Source organism: Streptomyces sp. NPDC031426, assembly GCF_055581585.1.
The window spans coordinates 1-20756 of the sequence record NZ_JBVIJE010000052.1; the positions used below are offsets into that span (position 1 = coordinate 1).

Below are 20756 nucleotides of genomic sequence, written 5' to 3' on the forward strand. Positions count from 1 at the left end.
GGTACTTACGTGGTGCTGGCACTGCTCGTGGTTCTCCTTCGGGCCAGGATCATAAGCCTGGCTTCAGGGACTCCACGAAACGGGGTGCAGCTCAGGTTTCACAGACCACAATATTGTGGCTTCGCCATCGGCGCGTCGGCGTTGAAGGCTTTCCTCCCTTCAGGGAGGGGAGCCTTCAAGAACCGAGCAGTCCCTGCCTACTGGGCCTTGCGCACTGCCGTGCCGGGGCCGCCCAGGAGTTCGTTGATGAGTTGTTCGGTTTCGATCTCGAGTGAGCAGTCCAGGTCGCGGTTGACTTGTTGGATGCGGGTGATGGCGGTGTGGAGTCCGGAGCGGTTGCCTGCGGTGTGTTCGATGCGCATCCAGTCTCGGTAGAGCAGTTCAGCGCTGTCGTCGGCTTCGAGTCCGGTGGCCACGGCCTGCCGGGCGAGGTTGAGGTCGTGGTGGGGGCCGGGCGGGGTGCGGTAGGTGGCGACGGTGTGTGCGACGTCGATGATCCGGGTGATCATCTCTTGTTGGTGGGGCTGGGCCCAGGGCAGCGGCCGCGTCCCGAACGGACGGCCCCGCACGAGAGTGAGGGCTTTTTCCAGGTCTGGTAGGCCGGCTGGTCCCTGGGGCAGGGCGCGTTCGGCGTGCTGGAGGAAGCGGGTCCAGTCGCAGCGGACGGCGGGGGATAGGCGGTAGGGGTCGTCGCCGGTGCGGCGGCGTGGCACGTAGGCGTTGCCGGCCGGGTCGTTGCCCAGGGCGCGGCGCAGGCCCTGCAGCCGGGCGTTCAGGGTGGTCGGCGACCACGGGTGGAGCGGGTCCATGTCGGCGCACAGCACGTCGGCAGTGCGGCCGGGGCGGAAGAACATTAGCGCCGCGAGCTGGGCGATGCGCGGGCCGTGGCCGGTGCTGGCCACGCGGTCCACCTCGACCGGTCCCAGCACCCGGATTTCCGGCGCGTGCAGGTCGTGTGCCCCGCCCGGGCTGTCGCCTGGGGTGGTGCTGTTCTCCGGCTGCTGGGCCTGGGCGGCCGGGGCGAGCTCCGTCTCGGTTGGCGGCGGGTCTGCGGGGGAGTCCTCGTCGGGATCGGCCTGGCGTGGTGCGGCGGGCAGAAGGCGCAGTGCGGCCGGATCGGCGGAGGCGGCCAGCAGGGCGGGGAACACCTCGCCACCGCCCGCGCTCACGCCCACCGGGGCCATCTGCGGTGTGTCGTCCTCTTTGCCGGTGGAGCGTGGGGCAGCGGGTTCCTCTGGCGTGGCCGGAGCGGGCTGCGCCGTCGTGGCCGGCTCGTCAGGAACCTCCTGCCACGGCCCCTGGGCCGGTTCGGCGGGTTGTCCGGAGAGGGCGAGCGCTGTGGCGATCTGCTGGAAGGCTGCGTGCTCCAGGCGCTGCACCGTGATCTGTGTACCGATGGAGTCGAGGTACTGCGGCGTGCTGAGGGAGGCGTTGATGATTTCCGCTTCGTGGAAGTGCGCGGCGGCTGAGCTGGCCGGGGCGATGAGCGTGACGGGAACGTCGCCGGCCTTGTCGATCACGTCGGCGAACTGCCAGGCAGTGTCCGCGTCCAGGGCGGCCGCGCACAGCAGCAGATAGGGCTGGTGGCTGGCGTCGGGCATCTGGTGGGCCTCCAGCAGCCGCTCGGTCAGATCCCGCAGCGCATGGGCAGGCTGCCGCATGTGGGCGATCCGGCAGGTCGGCAGCAGCTGCGGCAGGTCCTCGCCGAACCCCACGGTGACCACTTCGACCTCGCCCGCCCACGGGCTCATCCCCAGTTCCAGGGCAAGGGAGGTGCATACCTCGGTGATGCGTACCGGCTCGCCGTCCAGCAGCACGGCGGGCACCTGGGCAAGGTTGACCAGCACAAGGTCACCGGAGGCGGTACTGCCCACCGTGGCCAGGCTCGGGTATGGTGCCGGCACCCCGCGGGCGTCCTCCTCATCAAGGAGTTCGGCGTCGGCGGGCAGCAGCCACCAGCCGGCCTGCCCGGGGGCGAATGGCGCCTGCGGCGCGAGAGCCGGATCCTGCGGCAGGACGTAAAGCGTGCGGGCTCCGATCCGCGCGGCTCGCACGTCGGGCACGCGGGTGCCGTTCTGCGCCGCCAGGTGCGCCAGGGTACGCAGCGCCAGGTCCAGACGGGTCGCACCGCCCGGTTCGGCGGCGGCCGTCAGCTGCGCCTCCGCGGGCGAGGTCTCCGGAGCGATGGCGATGGTCTCGCCGGGCTTGCGGCGGCGGCGCTGCAGCAGCCTGCGTACAGCGAGCGCCCCGGTGATCGCGGCCGCCAGCAGTGCGCCGGCGCCTAGGACCGTGCGCAGCTGCAGCGGGCTGCTTGCCGACGACGTCGGCGCCTGGGAGCCAGTTGCAGCGGCAGAGGAGCCGGGTGCGGACGCAGCGGCGGACGCCGGTGCGGAGGCGCTGGCAGAGGGCCGGGACGCTGCGGGCGGCACCTGTTGCTCCTGGCCGGGCTGCGTGCCGGGCGTGGAGGATGCTGATGCGTTCGAACTCGGTGAGGGTGCCGGCTTCCTGCCCTCGCTGTGCCCTTCGTCCTGCTGGTCGTGGCCAGTCGTGGTGGACGGGGGCGTGTGCGGGCGGCTGCCGGAGTTGTCGGCATGCCCATCGCCCTTGCGCCCGGTGCCCTGGGCCTGATCGTGCCGGTCGGATGGGGCGTCAGGCACGGTGATCTGCTGCCCCGGGTAGATCACATTCGGGTTGGTGATCTCGGGGAGGCCGTCCGGTTGGGGTTTGCCCCGGCTGGCCTCGTACAGCTGCGGCCAGGCGTTGCCGTCGCCGAGTTCCTTTTTGGCGATTTTTGACAGGTAGTCGCCGTCCCGCGCGGTGACCACGTGTTCACTCTTTTCGGAGGCGGCCGGCGCACTGGCACTCAGCTGTGTGCGCACCCCTTCTGATGCCGAGGCTTCGGAGGTGTTGTTGTCCGCTGCGTCGCTGGTGGCGGGGGCGGAGGTCCGGGCGTCGAGGGGGAGCTTGATGACCGCCGCTTTCGGCACGTACTGGTCGCCGGCAGTCAGTTCGGGGATGTCGGGATTGAGGGCGGCGATGTCTTTCCAGCGCTGACCGTTGCCGAGATAGGTCTCGGCGAGGTGCCACGGGGTCTCGGTGGCCGACGTGACAGTGTGCGTGGGGGAACTGGCATCGACACTGGGCGTGCCACTTGGTGTGGCTGCGGCGCTCGGGGCGGGGCTGCTCACGGTTTGGGTGATGGCGATGGCGGGTGTAGTGGTGGCGGCTGATGCGGCGGTCGGGGCCAGCAGGACGATGCCGCCGACCAGGAAGCTGGCCAGGGACTGCATGCTGCCCAGGCCGCGGATACGTGGGGCGGAGCGGCGACGAGCCACGGCGACGACTTCGAGGGCGACGCTGAAGGTGAACGCGGCCCAAGCGGCCCAGCCGATGAGGGTGAGTGCGACCAGCCACAGGCTGCCGTCGTCCTGTTGGAGGAGCAGGTCGAGGCCGCCGGACAGTTCGGTGGGCTGGTGGCCGAGGGTGAGCAGGGCGAGGGGGACGCCGCCGACCAGGTCGATCAGGAGGATCAGGCCGATCAGGGCACGCAGCAGTGCGCCGGCGGCGCGCAGTGGCTTGGGGGTGCGGGGTGCCATGAGTGGCTCAGCCTCCGGCTTGGGTTTGCAGGTGGGCGGTCGCGGTGCCGTCCACGTGGATCGTGCTCACGCCGAGCAGGGATGCGAAGTGCGTGGCGTAGGTGTCGTGGACGGTCACCGCCAGCGTTTGCCCGCCGTCGGTGATCTGTACGTCTCCCTGCACATGTCCGGCGGCGAGGTAGTCCAGGGCGGCTCCGCGCGCTGCGTCGGGGTCGATGGTGATGGCGGTGCCCTGGATCGCTTGGGCGGCATCGACCTGCTCGCCGGCAGCGCGGGCAGCCTCTTGGGCAAGGGAGGTGGCCCGATTGGAGGCGTTGAGCGCTCCGCCGCCGTCGACGAGCAGCCCCATGACCATCAGGATGGCGAGTGCGGACAGCGCCAGGAACAGCGACATGGAACCGCGGTCGCCTCGAGAGGTGGCTTCGGCGCGGCAGCCGGCCGGCAGCTTCCGTACGGCGTGGATCATTGCCGCCCCCGGTAGGTGTCGATCGGGCTGGTGAACGATGCCGTGAGGGTCTTGGACCCGGGCAGGCCGGGCAGCCCGATGTCCGACAGGCGCGCGGTGCACGAGATGGTGGCGGTGACGGTGGCGGCCTGGCCGACGTCGAGGGAGTAGCCGGAGGTGTCGACCGTCACGTCGGTGGTCTGGCAGGTGACGCCGTCGCCGCTGAGGCTGTCCTCCGCGGCCGCCCGGGCCTGGGCCTGGGCGCTGGCGGCATCGCGCTCGAGAGAGGCCGCTCGGGCCGCAGCGTGCGCGGCTGCGTCGACGGCCCCGTCGGCGTCGACGACACGGCCGAAGGCAATCATCAGGCCGAGCAGGGCGATGATGGCCGGGGCGATCACCACGACTTCCAGTGAGGCGCTGCCCCGGTCACGGCCTGCGCGGCGGCTCGCGGACGTACGGAGGCGGATCATGGGTTTGTCCAGCGTTCGATCGGGCCGTGCGCGTCCTGGGTGACGGTGAGTTCCAGTCCGGGGACGAGGGTGGCGACGTGCCCGGTGACCGTGATGTGAAGCTCCTCGGCGGTGCTGCCGGCCGAGGAGACGGACGCGCTGCGCACGCTGCCGCCGAATTTGGCGAGGAAGCCCTGTGCCTGGGCGACGCCGTCGCCGGGGCTGGAGCCGAACCGGCGCCCGGTGTCGACGCCTTGCCGCGCGGCGGACTGTGCGACCTTGCGGGCGTGGTAGTACAAGCCGACCTGGATGATCGTGAAGACCAGCATCAGCACCACGACAGCCAGGACGGCGACCTCCACGCTGCCGTTCCCGCGATCCGAACGCAGCCGGGCGGCCAGTGTCCGCCAGCGGCCGCTGCGCCTGTGCGCCTTCACCGTTTTCGTCCCTCCCTCGTCGTGGATTCGCCGCTCAGCCTCCGTTGATGATGCCGATCTTCTCCAGAACCTTTGTTCTGATGGCGGCGACCACGAGTCCGGCCACCACGATCAGGACGGCTGCCATGACGGCGAGTTCAGTGGTGGACTGGCCCGTGTCACCAGCGTTCTTGAGCTGTCCCCATCGGGCCCGCAGCAGGGTCGTGAGGTAGGTGAGGTCCATCGTGTTCTTCCTTTTGGGTCAGCTGCCGAGAATGGTGATCGTCAGGGGGATCATCACGAAGGTGATCATGAGGATGACCCCGAAGGTGACCGGCAGGATCATGGCGGCGGAGGCCTCGTTGGCCTTGGCCTTCTGGTCGGACAGCAGCGCGATGCGCAGCTGCCGGGCCTGCGCCTGCAAGGTGGTGTAGACGGCGGCTCCGTCCCCAGCCAGGGCGAGGGTGTCGGCGGGCCGGGTGAGTTCAGGGATGTCGAGCTCCTCGCCGAGCTGTTTCAAGGCGTCCCACGGAGTGACGCCGGCGAGGTCGGCCTGGTGGAAGACCTGCCGCATCCGCTCGAAGATGAAGTTCTCGCCGACCCGGGCGGTGTCGGTCAGGGCTTGGGCGGCACCGGAGTTGGCGACCCGGGCCAAAGCAACGCGCTCGAGGTAGGAGGCGGCTGCGTGCCGGACGATCAGGCGGGCCTCGGCTGCCTCTTTGGCGACCTCGCGGCCCGGCCACAGCCAGAACAGCGCGGCCAGCCCGAGGGAGAGGCCTGCCGGGACGACGTAGGGAAACGGTGCGCCAGCGAGGGCGAGCATGGCCTGCAGCAGCTGCGGAACGATCAAGCCGTAGAGGGCGAACAGAGCTCTCTTCCCAAGGTGTTCGGCCGGGCTGATACGCAGCAGGTTCAAATCGCGCATCGGCAGGGCGATGCGGTCGCCGAAGGCGGTCAGGAGCCGGTTGCCGACGCGTTCGGGCAGCGATCCGGTGGGGGCGAGGGCGTCGCTGGGCAGGGTGGTGGGCACCTTGCCGGCGTCCAGACGGTCCAGGACGCTGGTCAGATCGGGCTTTGCGGGCCAGGCGGCGCGCACGCCCAAGCCGAGCAGGACACCGGCGGCTGCCGCGGGCGCAATGACGCCGAGGGGAATCACGGTGCGTCTCCCTTCTGGGCGGCAGATGCCCAGGAGTGCTCAGGCGTCTGGTCGGCGCCGAAGGAGTAGCCGAGGACGATGTCGCGCGTTTCGTGCTTGTCGATCTCGATCAGACGCGGGTCGGGGGTGGTGCGCGCGATACGGCGCAGCAGCACCAGCGTCCAGGCGAAGCCGGCGCCGAGGAGGGCGAGGACCACCTGCCCTGCTGGCGTCTGGTACCAGCCCGACCAGCCCTGGTTCAGCATGCAGCCGAGGACGACGATGAGGACGACAGTGGACACCATGCGGGCGCTTTTGCGGACTTTGGCCCGGTCGGCCTCGACGTCGCGGGCGTCAGCGGCCTGCTGGTGGATGGTGACGGCCAGGGCTTCGAGCGCGTCGGCGAGGCCCGGGCCCTTGTAGACGGCGTGGGACTGGAAGAGCAGCACGACGTGGTCGAAGACGCCGTCGGCCATTTCGGCGGCGAACAGGTCGAAGGCGTCGTGTGCCTCCATGCCGACGCGTAGCCGTTCGGACAGGGCGCGGACGTTCGCGGCGATCGGTGCGGGGGCGTTCTTCGCCGATGCACGGATCGTGGCCGGCAGGCCGATGCCCGCGGTGTGCACACCAGCAAGGTGGTTGAGCCACTGGGCTAGGGCCTCCAGGCGTTCGATGCGCGCCTGCGCGGAGACGCCGGGGTTGAGGACAAACGGGAGGCCGAGGACGGCGGCTCCGGCGAGCAGGCCGTGGACGGGCCAGCCCGTGTAGGCCCACACCCCGAGGGTGACGACGCCAGCGAGGGTGACTAGGTAGCGCCAGCGGGCCTGCCACTTCTCCGGCAGCTCGGCCCGTGCGCGCTGCAGGCGGGCGGCGACCTGGCGGCGTGGTTTGAGTGGATCGGGCGTGCGGCCGCGGATCTCGCGCACCAGGGCGATGACGGCGGACACGGCAAGAACGGCGAACAGGGCTGCCATCAAAGCGAGTTCGGAAATGGTCACTGTGCCTCCCCCGTGCGTGCCCGAAGGGTGGGGACGGGTCGCGTCATGAGGGGCCCTTTCGCTGCAGGGGCCCGCCCCACGCGCCGAGTGGATTGTCGGTCAGCCAGGCGCGGTGGAAGGACGGGCTGCCCTCGAGGTCGGGGAACCGGGACTTGTTCTCCAGCTCGCTGATGAAGGAGGGCATGTTCTTGAGGACTGCGCGTGGCTCCTGCGGGCCGGCGGGGCCGAAGATCTCGGTGGTGGTGGGTCGGCCGCCTTCACCGACGACGTCGTGGACCTCGTAGATGTGGCTGATGTAGCGGTGCTTGCGGCCGCCGTACTTCACGTCGTCCCAGTCGTAGGCGATGTAGACGACGACGTCGATGGAGGCGGCGATGAGGTGGTGGGCTGCCTCGGTGGCCATGCCGGCCTCCGTGCACAGCTGCACCAGGCGGCTGATGATCGCGTGCGGGCGGCGCACGTGCATCGTGCACATCGATCCGGAACCGCCGGCCGACATGGCCTGCAGCATCGGCACGATCTCGGTGGAGCGGACCTCACCGACGACGACACGGGTGGCGTTGTAGCGCAGGGCGGTGGCGAACATGTCGGAGATCGTGATCTCGCCGGCCATTTTGTCGCCGAGGATCTCGCCGTTGCTCTGCCGGGCTTCGAACGCGTAGGTGACGGGGCCGGGCCGGCCGGAGGCGGCCGGTTCGTCCAGGTACAACTCGCGGTCGGACTCCAAGGTGACCAGGCGCTCGTCTGCGGGGATTTCCCGGCCGAGCGCGCGCAGCAGGGAGGTCTTGCCGGCGCCCATGTCGCCGACCACGAGCAGGTTCATCCGGGCCTGGACACAGGCCCGCAGGAAGTAGGTCAGGATCGGGTTGAGGGTGCCCCACTGGCGCAGCTCGTCCAAGCCGGTGTCGCGCAGGCGGTGCTTGCGGATGACGACCGAAGGACGGCTCGTGAGCATCGAGGCGGTCACGCGAGAGCCGTCGGGCATACGGAAGCCCACCATGGGGGTGGTCTGGGTCAGGCCGCGTTCGCCGTGGCCAGAAAGGCGGGCCATCCGGTTGACCCAGGCGATGAGCTCCTCGTGGGAGTCGGCGACCCGATCGATGGTGCGGCGCGGCCGGTCGAGGTATTCGACGTGCGCGCGCAGCCCGTCGACCATGACGTCCTCCACGCCGTCCTCATCCAGAAGGCTCTGCAGTCGTCCGCCGCGGTACATGGAGTCGAAGACCGCAGTGCCAATAGCCTGTTCCTGCGCCTCGGTGAGGGGCACGTTGGCCTGCGCGTACTTGGCGGCCCAGTCCGCGACCGCGGTGGTGACCAGGGAGCGGGCGAGCGCCCGCCGGTCGGCTTCCTCCATGAGCCGCTGAGGGTCCCGAACAGTCAGCTGCTTGGAGACCTCAGCCTGCAGCGTCTCGACGACCTCCCAGCCCACCGGCAGCTCACCGGGCAGGCCAGCCAGGCGAGGCACCGCAGCCGGGTCGATCCGGGCCGGCGGAACCACCGGCGGCATCACCGGCGGCGCGCTGGGCACAGGACGCATCTCGGGCGCGGCGCGCTGGGTGAGGTGTCCGGCAAGCAGGCCGGCGATGTCGTCGCGGCCCATGGCCGGCTGATGGCCGTTGACGCCCGGACGCTGATGGGTGTCAGCCATGCGTCACACCCCCGTCGTGCTGCCGGTTCAACCGCTGCAGGATCCCGGCCAGTTGGGGAGCGGCAGGAGGATACTGCTGCTGGAGGTGGCGGCGCGACGCCGCGGCCTCGATCTGCTCCGTGGCGGTGCGGGCGTGCCGTAACAGCGGGCTACGCCCGTAGCCCCGGGGCGGGCTGCCGCCGGCGGTCAGGTAGTGGGCGACGTCCGGGGCGTAGGGCAGGGCTGCGATCACCGGCGTCTGCAGGGATTCGCCGACCTGGTGGGCCCGGAAGGTGCCCTCTTCGATCAGCAACAGGCCAAGCGCATCGGCACCAGAACCCTGTTCGTGCAGTGCGGTGCGCAGCGGGGGGATGACGTGGCGGGCCAGGGCGAGGGACTGCTCGGTGCCCCGCACAACGAGCAGGACCAGGTCGGCCCGGTACAGCAGCGAGGCCGGGGTCAGGGTCGGGTGGAGGTGGCCGGCCTCCAGGGCGAGGCGTCCGCCATCGATGAAGACGTCGTGGCCTGCTTGTTGGGCCATGACGTGCAGGACATCGGCGAGAGCGGGCCACGTGCGGGCGAGGGCGGCGGCCTGGGCCGGATCGGTCAGGCCGGGCAGCAGCTTGCGGTGCCCGGCCTGGTCGAGGGGCCACAGGTGGGAGGCGAAGGCGTTGGCGAGGGCCTCGGGCCCGGTGCGCTCGGCGCGAGCGAGGTGGTAGAGACCGAAGTCGGCGCTGACCTGGCCTCCGAGCAGCCCGGCCCGGATGGTGCCGCCGGCCGGGTCGCACTCGGCGAGCAGGGAGGCTCGTTTGGAGGCAAGGGTGAGAGCGAGCGCGGTGGCGGTCACGCCGCAGGACTTCGCGGAGACGAGTGTGGTGACGGGCATCGGTTAGTTGCTCCGAGGTTCCCGTACGAGCGCGACGCGGCCCTGGGAGGCGAGGCTGGCCAGCGCCGGGCCGTCGCTCGTGCCGACGGCGAGGTTGACGACGACCGCACCGGAGGCGTCCGGGCGGGACACCGACACCACCACGGCGTCGATTGACGAGGCGCTGGGGTCGTCCTTCGCTGTCGTCGTGCTGCCCTGGGCAGGCGTGTTGACCGCGAGAACCTTGTCGCCGGGGAACAGGGTGCCGGCCGGTGCCTGGCCACGCTTGACCAGGACGCCGACCTGCTGCTTGTCATCACCCAAGCCAGTGCCGAGGGTCAACTGCGAGGCGAGCAGAAGCCCGCCCTGGCGCAGGTCGACGGCCGTCCGCTTGCCCACCACCGACGCCTTGTCAGACGCTGGCAGCGGGGTCAGTGCCGCGTCTGCGGAGACCTCGGCGACGGTGACGTCCGCTGCCGTCAGGACCTGGCCGGCCGGGACATCGTGCGCGACGGCGAGGACCTTCGTACGCGAACTGGCGGAGTTGACGGCCCATGCCGCGCCCAGGGCACAAACCACCGCCAGCACGATGCACAAAGCCGCCACCGACCAGCGGCGTTCCCGCTTGACGGGCGCCGTAGTGGTGATCGGCAGGTCGGCGCGGCCCGAGTCATTCGGGCGCGGCATGGTCGGCGCAGCAGAATCCATGACGGACACAGACCTTTCAGGCGTTCGTTCGGGCACGTTGCGCTATGTCAGTTGAGGACCTGCACCTCGCGTACATCGACCGTGAACTGGGTCTGGCGTACCTCGTTGAAAGATCCGGCGTCAGCCGGCCCACCGGTCACCTGCCAGTTGACGGTCCAGGTGGCTGTCGCGGTGCCGTGGAACTTCCCGCCTGCTTCGTCGGTGGAGGCCTTGTCGTAGACGTGGCCGCAGTCCGGGGAGTGGGCCTTGCCCATGGACGGCGTGTACTTGGTGCCGGGCCCGTTGCACACCACGGCCTCGGTGCCGTCCCCCATCTTCCAGCTGATCGAGGAGACCTCCGCAGTTGCCGTGACAGTCACCCCGCCCGCCGAAGCGGTGGCGCTATTGGGGCCGTACGTGGTCTGCGTCTGGTCCACCCACAACCACATGGGCATACCGACCACGTACTTGCCGTCGGCCTTCGGGCTGGCCACTTTCGGACCGACCAACTTCATCGAGTCCACGGCACGGCGGGCGAGGACCTCCGGGTCGATCTGGGGCGCGGCTGGCTGCTTCTGCCCAGCAGGGATCCATACCACGCCAAAGCGGCCCGTCGATGGGCAATAGACCTGGTAGACCGCTCCGTTGCCGCCCTGGCGCTTGCCATCCTGCATAGCCAGGTTCTCCGGCGGAGGCTGAGGGACGAGCTTGGTGTAGGTGCAGTCGTCTGGGGAGCTGTTGCTCGAGCTCGCGGTGCTGGCACCGTGCTGCGAGCCGTCGGAGCTGCCGGATGACTCCGGCGCGCTCTTGGTGTCGCTTGCGCACACGGTGACCAGGATCTGCGAGTTGCCGCACCGCGGGTTTGCCGACGGATCGTCGCCCGCGTGTGCAACCGCGGGTAAGAAGCCAGCGACCAAGAGCGCAGTGGCGCCGGCGGCCGCGACGTGTCTCAGCATGGCCGCTCACCATCCGGGCTGTAGTCGACGATCATCCATCCGCCCTTCCAGCGCTCAGCCTTGGCGATGGCGATGTAGCGCTTGGGCTGATTGGTCGGCAACGGAAGGACCTGCCCGGTCTTGACCTGCCTCGCCTTCCAGTTGGTCAGGTCGATGCAATCGGTCACGGTGGCTTTGGGAAGCTTGGTGGTGAGGTCGATCGACGACACCTTCGGGGTGTGGCCGACTTCGCCGCCGCCGACGGTCCCGGCCTGCTTCATGTGGGCCAGGTCCAGACGAAACTTGGCCAGCGCATCGAGCGACGCGTACTTCGTCAGGTCGGTGCCTGTGGCGTCCGCCTTCTTATACGCCTTCATCTGCTCGGCCCACATGTTGTCATAGGTCTTGAGGACGGCCTCCTTCTCAGGTGCGTCCGGGTCCGCCGAGGCCGTCGACGCCGGTGCGGACGGCGCGGGGGGCGACGTCCGCGCAGAGTTCTTGCTGCCTTCGTCGGAGGAACTGCACGCGGACAAGGTGAGCGCGGCGCACAGCATGAGGGACGAGGCGGCGAGATTTCGGAAGCGAACGGCGGTGAGCTCTGCCGAGGGTCGTGGTGCTCGTGTCACGTTGTCTCCCCGTACGACGCGGTGCGCGATGACCGTTGCCTTGGCCACCGACGACCGGTGAGCCAAGTCTGCGGGCTGATCTAGCTGCGATAATGCGTTTGCGTAGCCGCCAAGGTTACGCATATGCCAGTCAACTTCCCAGCTCAATACTTGAGTTCACACGTTTAACTGCGGGCATATCCGGTCACTTTCGGAGCCAGATGTTGATTTGCAGTTCTGCGCCTTCGCTCGTCGCGCCCGCATATCTCGGGACGTCTTCGCCGGGCTGGACGGAGGCCGTGGGCTTGCTGTGAGCGGGAACGAATTCTCCGCGACAGGCTGCGTCCATCGGGTGCAGCGGTCGGTGGGCGGTTTTCTCGTCCGCTGTCGGGACGGACGACGGTCGCCTGGGCCGGGCCGATGCTGATCGGGAGCGCAGTGAGGTGCCTGGGGCCCGCTGCACTATCTCAACTGGTCATGCGGTTGTCTCCTTTGGATGGGGGGCTGGAGCCGGTCATTGCGTGGCCGGGACCGTGCCTGGTAAACGGGGGCAGGGGCGACGTCCACGTCTCGGTCCTGCTGTCGGAGTGAGGGCCATACGGTGATCACGTCGCCGTCGAGGGCTAGGTGCCAGCCTGGGAATCGGCGGTGCACCAGGTGCAGGTCCTCTGTGCTGAAGTCGCCCGTTGACTGGATCACGTGGGCGCTGCCGATGCGTGAGACGGACTGCGTCCGAACCGGCCAGTGGCCGGCACGGCTCTCTTCAGGGCTGCAAATACTGTCGGGCGTTCGTGACATGTTGAATCCCTTACAATCTGCTTCATCTACCGTAGTTGGTGTCTGCTACCTCAGTGCATGAAAGCAACCTACGTGTTCGCATGAGCAAATATCAAGAGTCTTGGGTGTGGTTGCAAGGCTGCGACATTCGGCCAGAGGGTGTGTGGTGGCGCAGCTCGGTCCACGGCCGGGCCTCGCCACCTGCAAGAGGTACCCACACGTCGCCGGTGGGTGCCTGGTCTTCGAGGTCGTTGAGGATGGCTGCGCCCATCGGTACCTGCCGGGCCAGGGTGCCCACGAGGGGGTGCTGTGTGACCATGGCCTGTAGGTCGCTGATCCGGTTGTTCAGGGTGTACCGGGAGGCCCCGGTCAGCACGAACAGGACCCGGGGGAAGACGGGGTACCAGCGCAGCCACGCCGGCCCGGGAGCGGCTGGCTGCCGCGAGCGTGGCCGGCCGACGGTCTGCGGTTCGTAGGACCACAAGCGCGCGTACTCGATCAGCTTGGAGGCGAGCCGTTCGCTGGCCATGGTTGCCCGGTCGACCTCTATGAATGCCCGGAGCTTGGTCCGCTGGTCGTCGCCTATGAGGGTGTAGTGCATCACCGCGTCTGTGATGATCTTTTCGCCGTCGCTGAGTGGGTGGGAGACCTCGGGTGTCCAGTCCAGGTGGCCGTGTTCGTCGCCGCGCCGGCGGGCGTCGGCGACGAACGCCAGGTGGGTGCGGAGCACGGTCAGGGTGTGCGGCGTCTTCAATGAGGCAGCTGTGGCCGAGGTGATCGGATAGGGGGGCCGGCCGCGCAGCGCGGGGAAGTCCCGGGTCAGCCGTGCACCCTCGCTCGTCAGGTACCAGGCACGGGAGCGGTTGGAGGCTGGCAGCACCGTGTAGTCCACCAGGCCCTCGCGGCGCAGTTTGTTCAGTGGCGTGGAGACGGTCTGCCGTGTCGCGTCGGGCCGCAGCAGGTCGTGGAGCTGATGCGTGGTCGCCATCCGGTGCTGGCCGAGTGCGGCCAGGAGCTGATGCGGCAGCGGCTCGATGGGGCTTGGCGTGCGCCTGGACGACTCGGTTTCGATGGCGGTGGTCACTGGTATCCCTTCTTCTGCAGCCGTACGGCCGGTGCGGTGGTGGAGGCGTGCTGGGCGAGGAAGTCACCCACGCGGGTGAGCTGGTCGGCGGCCCGGGCCGTGAGCGTCTCCAGAGGTGCCGCGCCGGCTGTTGCCCGGGCCGAGCGCTCCAGTGCCGCCGTTTGGCGGGGACGGGAGTAGTCGGCGAACACCTCGTCCAGGTGCGGGCCGGTGATCCGGACGGGGCCGATGCGGCGGCCGTTGATCGTCAGCGACATGTAGTGCTCGAACCGGTCCAGGGTGGCGACGACGTGCGGGCTGGGCTTGTCGCCCCACTCCGCAGTGATCGGGGCGATGGCGGACTGCGAACCGGCCGTGGATGCCAAGGTGGAGGCGTTCTGGATCAGTGACAGCCGCACCGGGTGGGGCAGGCGGCCCAGCAGCTGGGTCATGCCGTGGACGTGGACCTTGTACTTGCGGAAGTCCTCGAACATTGCGGCGATCGTTTCCGGGGCGGCACCGGTCAGGGTGATCAACTCGTCGAAGTACGGCCTGAACGGCACTCGTTGGTTTTCCGGGGTGTCGCGGCGGGAGCGCACGGCGCGCAGCAGATCCCGGGCGAGCAGGGCGGTGATCAGCCGGTCGGTGGGCCCGTTCCCGCCTGGGCACACCCATACGATCATCCGCGAGTCCATCGCGGCGCGGATGTTGTAGATACCGGTCGGCTGTCCGAGGAAGGCACGGGTGACGGGGTTGGCGGCGAGGCGGGCGATGGGGTTGAGGACGACGCCGAGTGCGTCGGGGGGCAGCGTGGGGAAGGTGGTCTGCCACCAGGAGCGGGTCTCCTCATCGAGGCGCCCTTCCACTGCGGCCAGTGCCGCGGTGCGGAAGACGGGGTCGGTGAGCAGGGATCGCACGTGGAAGACGGTGGCCTGGTCCTGCGGCCGCCCTGCGGCGCAGGCGGCCTCGTTGACGGCCACGAGCACGGCCAGGGCGGCGGTGAGGAGGGTGAGCGCGCGGGGTGCGCTGGCGTCGTCCCAGCCCAGTGCGGCCGCGTAGGCGTCGGTGACTGCCTCGACGACCTCGTGCGCCGTCTGGCCCTGGTGCATGCCCAGGGGGTTCCACGAACTCACCTGCGGGGCTGGCCCGTTGGCGTTGAGGTCGATGAGCGCGATCCGCTGCATGAGGTGGTCGTGGGCCAGGAACGGCAGGGCGCGAGGCCAGGAGTCGCGGTGGGGGTCGACGAACATCAGCCCGCCTCCGGCGTGGGCCCAGCCGATCGCCTGAGCGAGAGCACGTTCGGTCTTGCCGCCGCCGGCCTTGCCCACACCGACTTCGAACAGCGTCTCCTTGGCGTAGGTGGCGACCAGGCGCTTGCGGCCGTCCGGGCTGCGGTAGATGCCCTGCAGCAGCAGCTCGGGATCCGCGTACCCGAAGGTCGGCAGGTCTGAAGCGAGCAGCGGCAGCCGGCAGTGCACGGTGGGCGGCTTGAGCAGCCCCGTCAGCTCCTCAAGGCGCACCCAGTTCGGCCGGGGCGGCTGGCAGTGCCCCAGTGTCCAGCGGCGTTCGAAGCCGCGGCGGCTGGGCCAGCGGTCGGCCCCGAACCGCCACGGGCCTAGGCGCCATCCGCGCATCGCCCACCGTGAACCGCCGCCGAACACGTCGAGGGCGGCCTGGAGCTGGGCGAGCCGGGCCTGGGCGCGGCCCTCGGTGTTCGACGCGCACATCACGAGCAACTGCACGCGGACCAGGTGGTCGTCCTCGGCGAGCTTGCCCAGCGCGTCGGCCGGATCCACCCGGCGGGGAACGGGTGGCATGACCAGACGGCGCCCGCCCCCGCCCGGCTTGCCCGCGACCAGCTGCTGCAGCTGCCACATCAGCGAGTCCTCGATGCCGATGGCGTCCTTGCGCACCCAGCGGGCGGCCCGCTGGGCCTCGCGCCGCTCCGCGCGGCGGGCGCCTGCCATCAGCTGCAGACGGCGCGCCCGCAGCGCCCACTTGGGGGCCCGCTGTATGTCGAGGCGGATCTCGGCCAGGTCGCCCAGCTGGGCACGCAGGTCGCAGACGGCGTCGATCAGAGGCTGCAACGGGTCGGGAGCCAGGGGTACCTCACGCAGCGGAGCGGTGGGTCTGCCACGCAGGATGAACTCCGCCCGCACCACGTGCTCACGGGGCTCGTCGACGAGGGGACGGGCACGATTCACGGTGACGGCAGGGCCGAACGGGGTGATCGACAGCAGACGTTCGCCGCCCACGGGGCCTTCGACGCGATAGCGCAACGGGCTGGAACCGTCGGCCCGCAGCCGGATCTGCACCGCCTTCGTACGGCGCGGCGCCCACCACGGCATACTCGTCGACGCCCGGGCCAGCTGTACCCCCCGGCGGAAGATCTCCTCCAAGCCGGGGTCGAAGTGGCGCGAGGGCACGAGCTCCAGCGCCATCCGCTCGGCCGAGGCCTTCCGCGCCAGGCGGCGCACCACCGTCTCGCTCACGACCCACACGATGACGGCGGCCCCGGCGGGCACCCACCAGTAGGTGACCACCCAGCCGGCCGTGTGCACGATGCCGGTGAACAGGCCGAGTACCGTCCCGGACGCCGACTCGGTGGCCTGGCCGGTCAGGTACGGGGCTGCGGGATCCACGTGGACGCTCCTTCCTTAGACGTGCTGCGGGTGAAGTGCCAGTCGGTGATGCGGCCGTCGGTGAAGGTGCCGCCGTCATCGGCGCCGGCCCACACCAGGTGCACCACCGCCTGGTCGTCGGCGCCGTCGCGGCGGGCGATGGCCGCCTGGATCCGGAACCGGGCCGTCGCGAACGCCGGGGCCAGGTGCTGGCCGGTGTCGGGGAAGACCCTGGGCCACTTCGCCCGACCGATCCCGGTGGCGTCCGCGCGCAGCAGAGCGCGCCCGGCGGCCAGCAACCGGCGCTCGTCGCCTGCGGGAAGGTCGGCGGGCCAGGCGGCCTCCAAGGCCTGCTGGACGGCCGCATCGCCAGCGGGGCCTTCGCCGTGCGGCGGCAGCTGTGATGCGCCGCTCCCCTGTAGGGGAGCAGCGGCGGTCTCGGTGTTGTGGTGTGTCGCTTGCGGCGTCGGACGCCTGGGGGCGGGCAGCGAGGCGGTGACGGCCGCCTTGCGTGGGGGAGTTGAGGCCGCCTGGCGCGTGGGCGTTGCCTGCCCCAGCCCCAGGAGGACGGCTCCTGCGAAGGCCAGGAACACTGTGGTGATCAGCAGGAAGGCCGGGGAGCGCGGGGAGCGCGGGCTGGTGGTCATAGGAGCCGGGCACCTCCCGCGAAACCGGGCATGGCGTCCACCGCGTCCAGGCGTACGACCGTGCCTGGGCGGGCGGCGTTGACCATCTGGCCGCCTCCGAGATAGATCCCGACGTGGAAGATCGTGGAGTCGCGGTCCGGGGCGTAGGCGTAGAAGACGAGGTCACCGGGCTTCAATGCGTCCTTTCCCAGGCTGGCGGGGATCCGCTGACCGACACCGGCCTGGGCGGCTGCCGTACGCGGCAGCAGGACGCCGGCTCTGGCGTAGGCGTACGTCGTGAGGCCCGAGCAGTCGAAGCCCTTGATGTGTGCGCCGCTTTTGCCGCTGGTGGTGCAGCAGGTCCCGTAGGACGGGCCGTTGGCATTGCCGCCGCCCCAGGAGTAGGGCACGCCCCGCTGCGAGAGGGCCGCCTCGATCACGGTGCGGACCTTCCCCGTCACGTTCTTCAGGTCCGGGTCTTTGGCGGCCGCCGTGTACTGGTCGATCCAGCCCAGCACGTTCGCCAGGTACTCCTGCGAGTGGTTGTACTCCAGGATCGCTGCCTCGAGCTGGGCGCGCTGGGTCAGGTCGCGGCCGTTGCCGCACAGGTAGATTGCGGCGCTGAGCGCGGCGTCGTCGGCGTTGTGCGGGTCGGCGATGTGGTCGTTGTTGCCGTCCTGGCCGATCGATTCCCAGGTCGAGGGCAGGAACTGGAACGGGCCCACGGCCCTGTCACCCTGCGAGGTGCCGTCCCACTTGCCCCCGTCGCTGTCGGGGACCACCGTGGTGTTGCCCCCCGCACCGGAGCCGTTGAGGAGCACCCCGTAGATCTTCGGGCGGATGTCGCCGTTGTCGGCGATGCTGTGGCCGACGGCGTGGTTGGACTCCACCTTGGCGATTGCGGCCAGGATCGGCCAGCGCATGCCGCGGCACTGCGGCACATGCTTTCCTACCTGCTGGACCGCCTTCTTGTAGGCGGTCAGCATCCGGGGAGGGATGTTGGCGGCGCTGCCGCCCTCGGCGATCCCGCCGTCGTCCTGCGCGCCGGTCTTGAGAGCGATGTACGCGCTGATCGCGTTCTGGGCCGGCACGGCACAGCACACGGCGGCGAACATCAACAGCGCCACCACACACCCCCACCGCACCAGGCGGCGCCGGGGCGGCCTCACTCGCCCTCACCGCCCTCCCCGCGCCGCAGGTCACGCCGGCGACGCAGCCGCTCGGCGTCGCCCTCGGTCCTGCGCATCAGCTCCTGGAACCGGGCCCGCGCCTCGTCGCGGGTGGTGTTACCGGTGCCTCCGCCTCCCGGGAGGACGGGCCCGGGCCCGTTGGGGGGCGAGCCCGCCGGTGGCCGGGGCGCACCGCCGCCGAGCCGCGTCGGGGAAGCGGGCGGGGCCGTCGCAGTGGTGCCGGATCCGGCCTGGGAGGCGGGCGGCGTGGGTCCTGGCGAGGCCGGCCCTTGGCGGCCCGGGGAACGGGGGGAACCGGTCGGCCGCAAAGCCGGTGCCGGACGCGCGGGCAGGGGCCGGCTGACGAAGGGGCCCGTCCCGCCCGCGTCGTCGGCTTCCCTCACGACCCGGGACACATGACGCCCCGTGTCCTGCCACGCCCGGCCGTCCTCGCGGACGGTGTTGCCCCACACCCGCACCTGCTGGCGGGCGTCCTGGGCATAGCGCGAGCCCTCCGTCCGTCCCCGGCGGGCGGTGGCCGGCAGCCCGGCCGTCGCGCCGTAGGCCACTCGCCCGCCCCGGTGCAGGATGCGGTAGCCGCGGAAGCGGACCAGCCGGTTGTGGGCGCGGGTGGACAGCAGCGTGCGGTCGGTGTTCTGGTCGTGCAGGACTTGGCCGGTGGTGCGGTCGACGATCTGGCCCTGGTCGTTGCGGTACCGGTCGGGCGGCCCTGCGGGACTGCGCGGACCACCACCGTCGCCGCCCGGGCCGTTTGAACCGCCGCCCGAAGGACTGCCGCCCTGCGGGTCCCCGCTGGCAGTGGGCTTGCGCCACTGGGCCAGTTGCTCTTTGTCTGGATGGCGGCCGACCAGCAGCCACCAGGCGCCCTTCGCGCCGAGCCGCGTTCCCAGCCCGCCCGCAGCCGCTGCTGCGGTGAGCGGGGCGAGACCGCGCCCGGCCTCGGCGGTGGCGTCCGCGAGCAGCCCGCCGGTGTCGACGGGCATGCCTGCACCGTCGAACAGGGACGTCAGCGCGCCCATCAGCCGCTGGCGGGTGCCGAGCATCCCGAACCGGCTACCGCCGCCGGTGAAGGCACGCAACCCGCCTGCGTATCCGCCCCCTGCAGTGGGGGAGTTCATGGCGAGCGCGGCCCCGAGGTCGGAGGTGTCGCCCGGCATGTGGGTGCCGCCGACCTTGGCGTAGCGCATCCTTATCGCCATGCGCCGTCCGAAGGAAGTGACGCCGGTCAGCAGCCGTCGGTGCCCGGCGGCGCCGGCGATGGCGAGTACGTCGATCAGCAGGATCCGCTCCACCATCAGCTGCGGGCCGTTGGTGATGGTGGCGTCCACGGCGATGCCGAAGAACGGGACGAAGGCGCAGATGCCGACCATGGCGAGGATCGCGATGCCCCACAGGGAAAGCCACTTCCACACCGACTGCCGGGGCGGGCCGGGCAGCATGCCGGCGATGAAGGTGACCCCGCCGGCGGCCGCGGCCGCGGCGCAAACCCCTTGGGTGCCGAGCAGCACGATCGCGCTCGAGAGGAGCATGCCGCAGATGAACAGCGCGGCGATCAGCAGGAGGAAGGCTCCGCCGACGCGCCACCAGGTGGGCTTTGCCGCGTAGTCGGCGCAGGCCTGGCCGACCGGGCCCGCCTTCTTCATGTCGTCCAGGAAGGCCGCGAAGGACCGGTCCTCGTCGGTGACGATCGCGTTGGGGGAGTCCAGCAGATCGCCCCCGGCGGTGAGGGAGGGCAGGTTGTCACTGTTCTTGTCGGCGGGTCCGCCGTCGATCGAGGCCTCGCAGTACTTCTTGGCCTCGTCGTGGATCCGGCTGCACGTGTCCTGCGCCTTTTGCGAGGGGGTGGTGCGCGGTGTGTAGCCGCCGGTGATCCATTTGAGGTGGACGGCGTAGGCCTTGCGGTCGGAAGGCTTGGCCGGGTCGAGGATGCGCCCGTACTGAAGGAGCATGTACGGCTTGACGATCAGCGCGTTGGTGATCGAGTCCTGGAGGGGACGGGCCACCTCCGCTGCGGAGATGGGTCCTTCGCCCTGGCGCTGTTCGCACTTGATCTCCGCATGGCCGGCCATGGGGTCGCAGGGGCCCTTGCTGGCGATCTTTCCGCCCCAGTCGTAGGAGTTGACGGACTGCTGGGCCACCTCGGCGGCCACCTGCTGGGTCTGGCCCAGCGGCCCGTCCTGCGTGAGCAGATAGTCCGGGCGGACGACCGCAGAGGCGGCGAGCGCCCCGATCAGCAGGGTCAGGAAGATTTCGCCCAGTCCGCGGCCGATGCGGCCACGCACGATCATGAAACCGGCGAAGACGAAAGCCCAGGTGAGCAGCAGACCCTTCAGCCCGAGGGTGTCAACGACGATGTGGTCGTAGGTGTCGGCGACCTTCTGCGCCGGGTGGATGAGGATCTTCAGCAGCGGGAACCGGAAGGCCAGCTCGATGGCCCACCCCGCCAGCCCGACCAACAGCCGGATCAGCGTGAACAGCCCGGACAGCGCGAAGGCCAGGGCCTGTCCCTTGAAGTTGACGATGGAGCCACCCGAAGCGTTCAGGTCGTAGCCGTCGATCGGCACCCCTTCGGAGGAGGTGATGTTCAGCGGGGAGAGCAGGTCCCCGGTCTCACTGCTGCTGGCCGCGTACACGACCTGGGTGTTCACCAGGACGAACACGCCGGTGAGCAGCACCACGAAGCCGGCCGAGCGAAGCATGCCGCGCTCTGGTCGCACCATC

General features: G+C 70.2%; 17 protein-coding genes. All 17 read right to left on the reverse strand.

The features are described from left to right. Nucleotides 1–197 precede the first annotated feature (197 nt). Entirely contained in the window at nt 198–3596 is a 3399-nt protein-coding gene (locus ACZ5NH_RS43475) for a LysM peptidoglycan-binding domain-containing protein (RefSeq protein WP_468783768.1), read from the reverse strand. Between the two features lie 7 nt (nt 3597–3603). Then, nucleotides 3604–3990 (reverse strand): pilus assembly protein TadG-related protein, encoded by a 387-nt coding sequence (locus ACZ5NH_RS43480; protein ID WP_468783770.1) that lies wholly within the window; start codon nt 3988–3990, stop codon nt 3604–3606. 68 nt (nt 3991–4058) lie between these two features. Continuing rightward, entirely contained in the window at nt 4059–4511 is a 453-nt protein-coding gene (locus ACZ5NH_RS43485) for a TadE/TadG family type IV pilus assembly protein (protein ID WP_468783772.1), read from the reverse strand. Continuing rightward, nucleotides 4508–4927, reverse strand: coding sequence for a TadE/TadG family type IV pilus assembly protein (locus tag ACZ5NH_RS43490; RefSeq protein WP_468783774.1), 420 nt, complete (start codon nt 4925–4927; stop codon nt 4508–4510). Before ACZ5NH_RS43490 ends, ACZ5NH_RS43485 begins: the two co-directional genes overlap by 4 nt. Nucleotides 4928–4961: 34 nt before the next feature. Further along, a complete protein-coding gene (locus ACZ5NH_RS43495; RefSeq protein WP_468783776.1) occupies nt 4962–5150 on the reverse strand; it encodes a hypothetical protein in 189 nt (62 codons plus the stop codon). An 18-nt stretch (nt 5151–5168) separates the two neighbouring features. Continuing rightward, complete coding sequence (locus ACZ5NH_RS43500; protein WP_468783778.1) at nt 5169–6062, reverse strand: type II secretion system F family protein; 894 nt, start codon at nt 6060–6062, stop codon at nt 5169–5171. Continuing rightward, complete coding sequence (locus ACZ5NH_RS43505; RefSeq protein ID WP_468783780.1) at nt 6059–7039, reverse strand: type II secretion system F family protein; 981 nt, start codon at nt 7037–7039, stop codon at nt 6059–6061. Before ACZ5NH_RS43505 ends, ACZ5NH_RS43500 begins: the two co-directional genes overlap by 4 nt. Nucleotides 7040–7082: 43 nt before the next feature. Next, on the reverse strand, nt 7083–8687 hold the full coding sequence (locus tag ACZ5NH_RS43510; RefSeq protein ID WP_468783782.1) for a CpaF family protein: 1605 nt from the start codon (nt 8685–8687) through the stop codon (nt 7083–7085). Then, complete coding sequence (locus ACZ5NH_RS43515; protein WP_468783784.1) at nt 8680–9552, reverse strand: hypothetical protein; 873 nt, start codon at nt 9550–9552, stop codon at nt 8680–8682. The genes ACZ5NH_RS43510 and ACZ5NH_RS43515 overlap by 8 nt, the downstream gene beginning before the upstream one ends. Before the next feature lie 3 nt (nt 9553–9555). After that, entirely contained in the window at nt 9556–10239 is a 684-nt protein-coding gene (locus tag ACZ5NH_RS43520; protein WP_468783786.1) for an SAF domain-containing protein, read from the reverse strand. Nucleotides 10240–10286: 47 nt separating this feature from the next. Beyond that, entirely contained in the window at nt 10287–11174 is an 888-nt protein-coding gene (locus tag ACZ5NH_RS43525; protein ID WP_468783788.1) for an ATP/GTP-binding protein, read from the reverse strand. Beyond that, nucleotides 11168–11827, reverse strand: coding sequence for a hypothetical protein (locus ACZ5NH_RS43530; RefSeq protein WP_468783791.1), 660 nt, complete (start codon nt 11825–11827; stop codon nt 11168–11170). Before ACZ5NH_RS43530 ends, ACZ5NH_RS43525 begins: the two co-directional genes overlap by 7 nt. 820 nt (nt 11828–12647) lie before the next feature. Further along, a complete protein-coding gene (locus ACZ5NH_RS43535) occupies nt 12648–13619 on the reverse strand; it encodes a replication-relaxation family protein (protein ID WP_468783793.1) in 972 nt (323 codons plus the stop codon). Then, nucleotides 13616–16240 carry an ATP/GTP-binding protein gene (locus ACZ5NH_RS43540; RefSeq protein ID WP_468783795.1) on the reverse strand — a complete coding sequence of 875 codons (2625 nt, stop codon included), beginning with the start codon at nt 16238–16240 and terminating at the stop codon, nt 13616–13618. Before ACZ5NH_RS43540 ends, ACZ5NH_RS43535 begins: the two co-directional genes overlap by 4 nt. Next, nucleotides 16216–16866, reverse strand: coding sequence for a hypothetical protein (locus tag ACZ5NH_RS43545; protein ID WP_468783797.1), 651 nt, complete (start codon nt 16864–16866; stop codon nt 16216–16218). Before ACZ5NH_RS43545 ends, ACZ5NH_RS43540 begins: the two co-directional genes overlap by 25 nt. After that, nucleotides 16863–17972: a C40 family peptidase gene (locus tag ACZ5NH_RS43550; RefSeq protein WP_468783799.1), complete on the reverse strand. Its 1110-nt coding sequence runs from the start codon at nt 17970–17972 to the stop codon at nt 16863–16865. Before ACZ5NH_RS43550 ends, ACZ5NH_RS43545 begins: the two co-directional genes overlap by 4 nt. Before the next feature lie 38 nt (nt 17973–18010). Further along, on the reverse strand, nt 18011–20755 hold the full coding sequence (locus ACZ5NH_RS43555) for a hypothetical protein (protein WP_468783801.1): 2745 nt from the start codon (nt 20753–20755) through the stop codon (nt 18011–18013). Between the last annotated feature and the right edge of the window lies 1 nt (nt 20756).

Coding starts and splice junctions, on each gene's coding strand:
- ACZ5NH_RS43475 (WP_468783768.1), bottom strand. CDS start 3,596: ATGGCACCCCGCACCCCCAAGCCACTGCGCGCCGCCGGCGCACTGCTG.
- ACZ5NH_RS43480 (WP_468783770.1), bottom strand. CDS start 3,990: ATGTCGCTGTTCCTGGCGCTGTCCGCACTCGCCATCCTGATGGTCATG.
- ACZ5NH_RS43485 (WP_468783772.1), bottom strand. CDS start 4,511: ATGATCCGCCTCCGTACGTCCGCGAGCCGCCGCGCAGGCCGTGACCGG.
- ACZ5NH_RS43495 (WP_468783776.1), bottom strand. CDS start 5,150: ATGGACCTCACCTACCTCACGACCCTGCTGCGGGCCCGATGGGGACAG.
- ACZ5NH_RS43510 (WP_468783782.1), bottom strand. CDS start 8,687: ATGGCTGACACCCATCAGCGTCCGGGCGTCAACGGCCATCAGCCGGCC.
- ACZ5NH_RS43515 (WP_468783784.1), bottom strand. CDS start 9,552: ATGCCCGTCACCACACTCGTCTCCGCGAAGTCCTGCGGCGTGACCGCC.
- ACZ5NH_RS43520 (WP_468783786.1), bottom strand. CDS start 10,239: ATGGATTCTGCTGCGCCGACCATGCCGCGCCCGAATGACTCGGGCCGC.
- ACZ5NH_RS43525 (WP_468783788.1), bottom strand. CDS start 11,174: ATGCTGAGACACGTCGCGGCCGCCGGCGCCACTGCGCTCTTGGTCGCT.
- ACZ5NH_RS43545 (WP_468783797.1), bottom strand. CDS start 16,866: ATGACCACCAGCCCGCGCTCCCCGCGCTCCCCGGCCTTCCTGCTGATC.
- ACZ5NH_RS43555 (WP_468783801.1), bottom strand. CDS start 20,755: ATGGTGCGACCAGAGCGCGGCATGCTTCGCTCGGCCGGCTTCGTGGTG.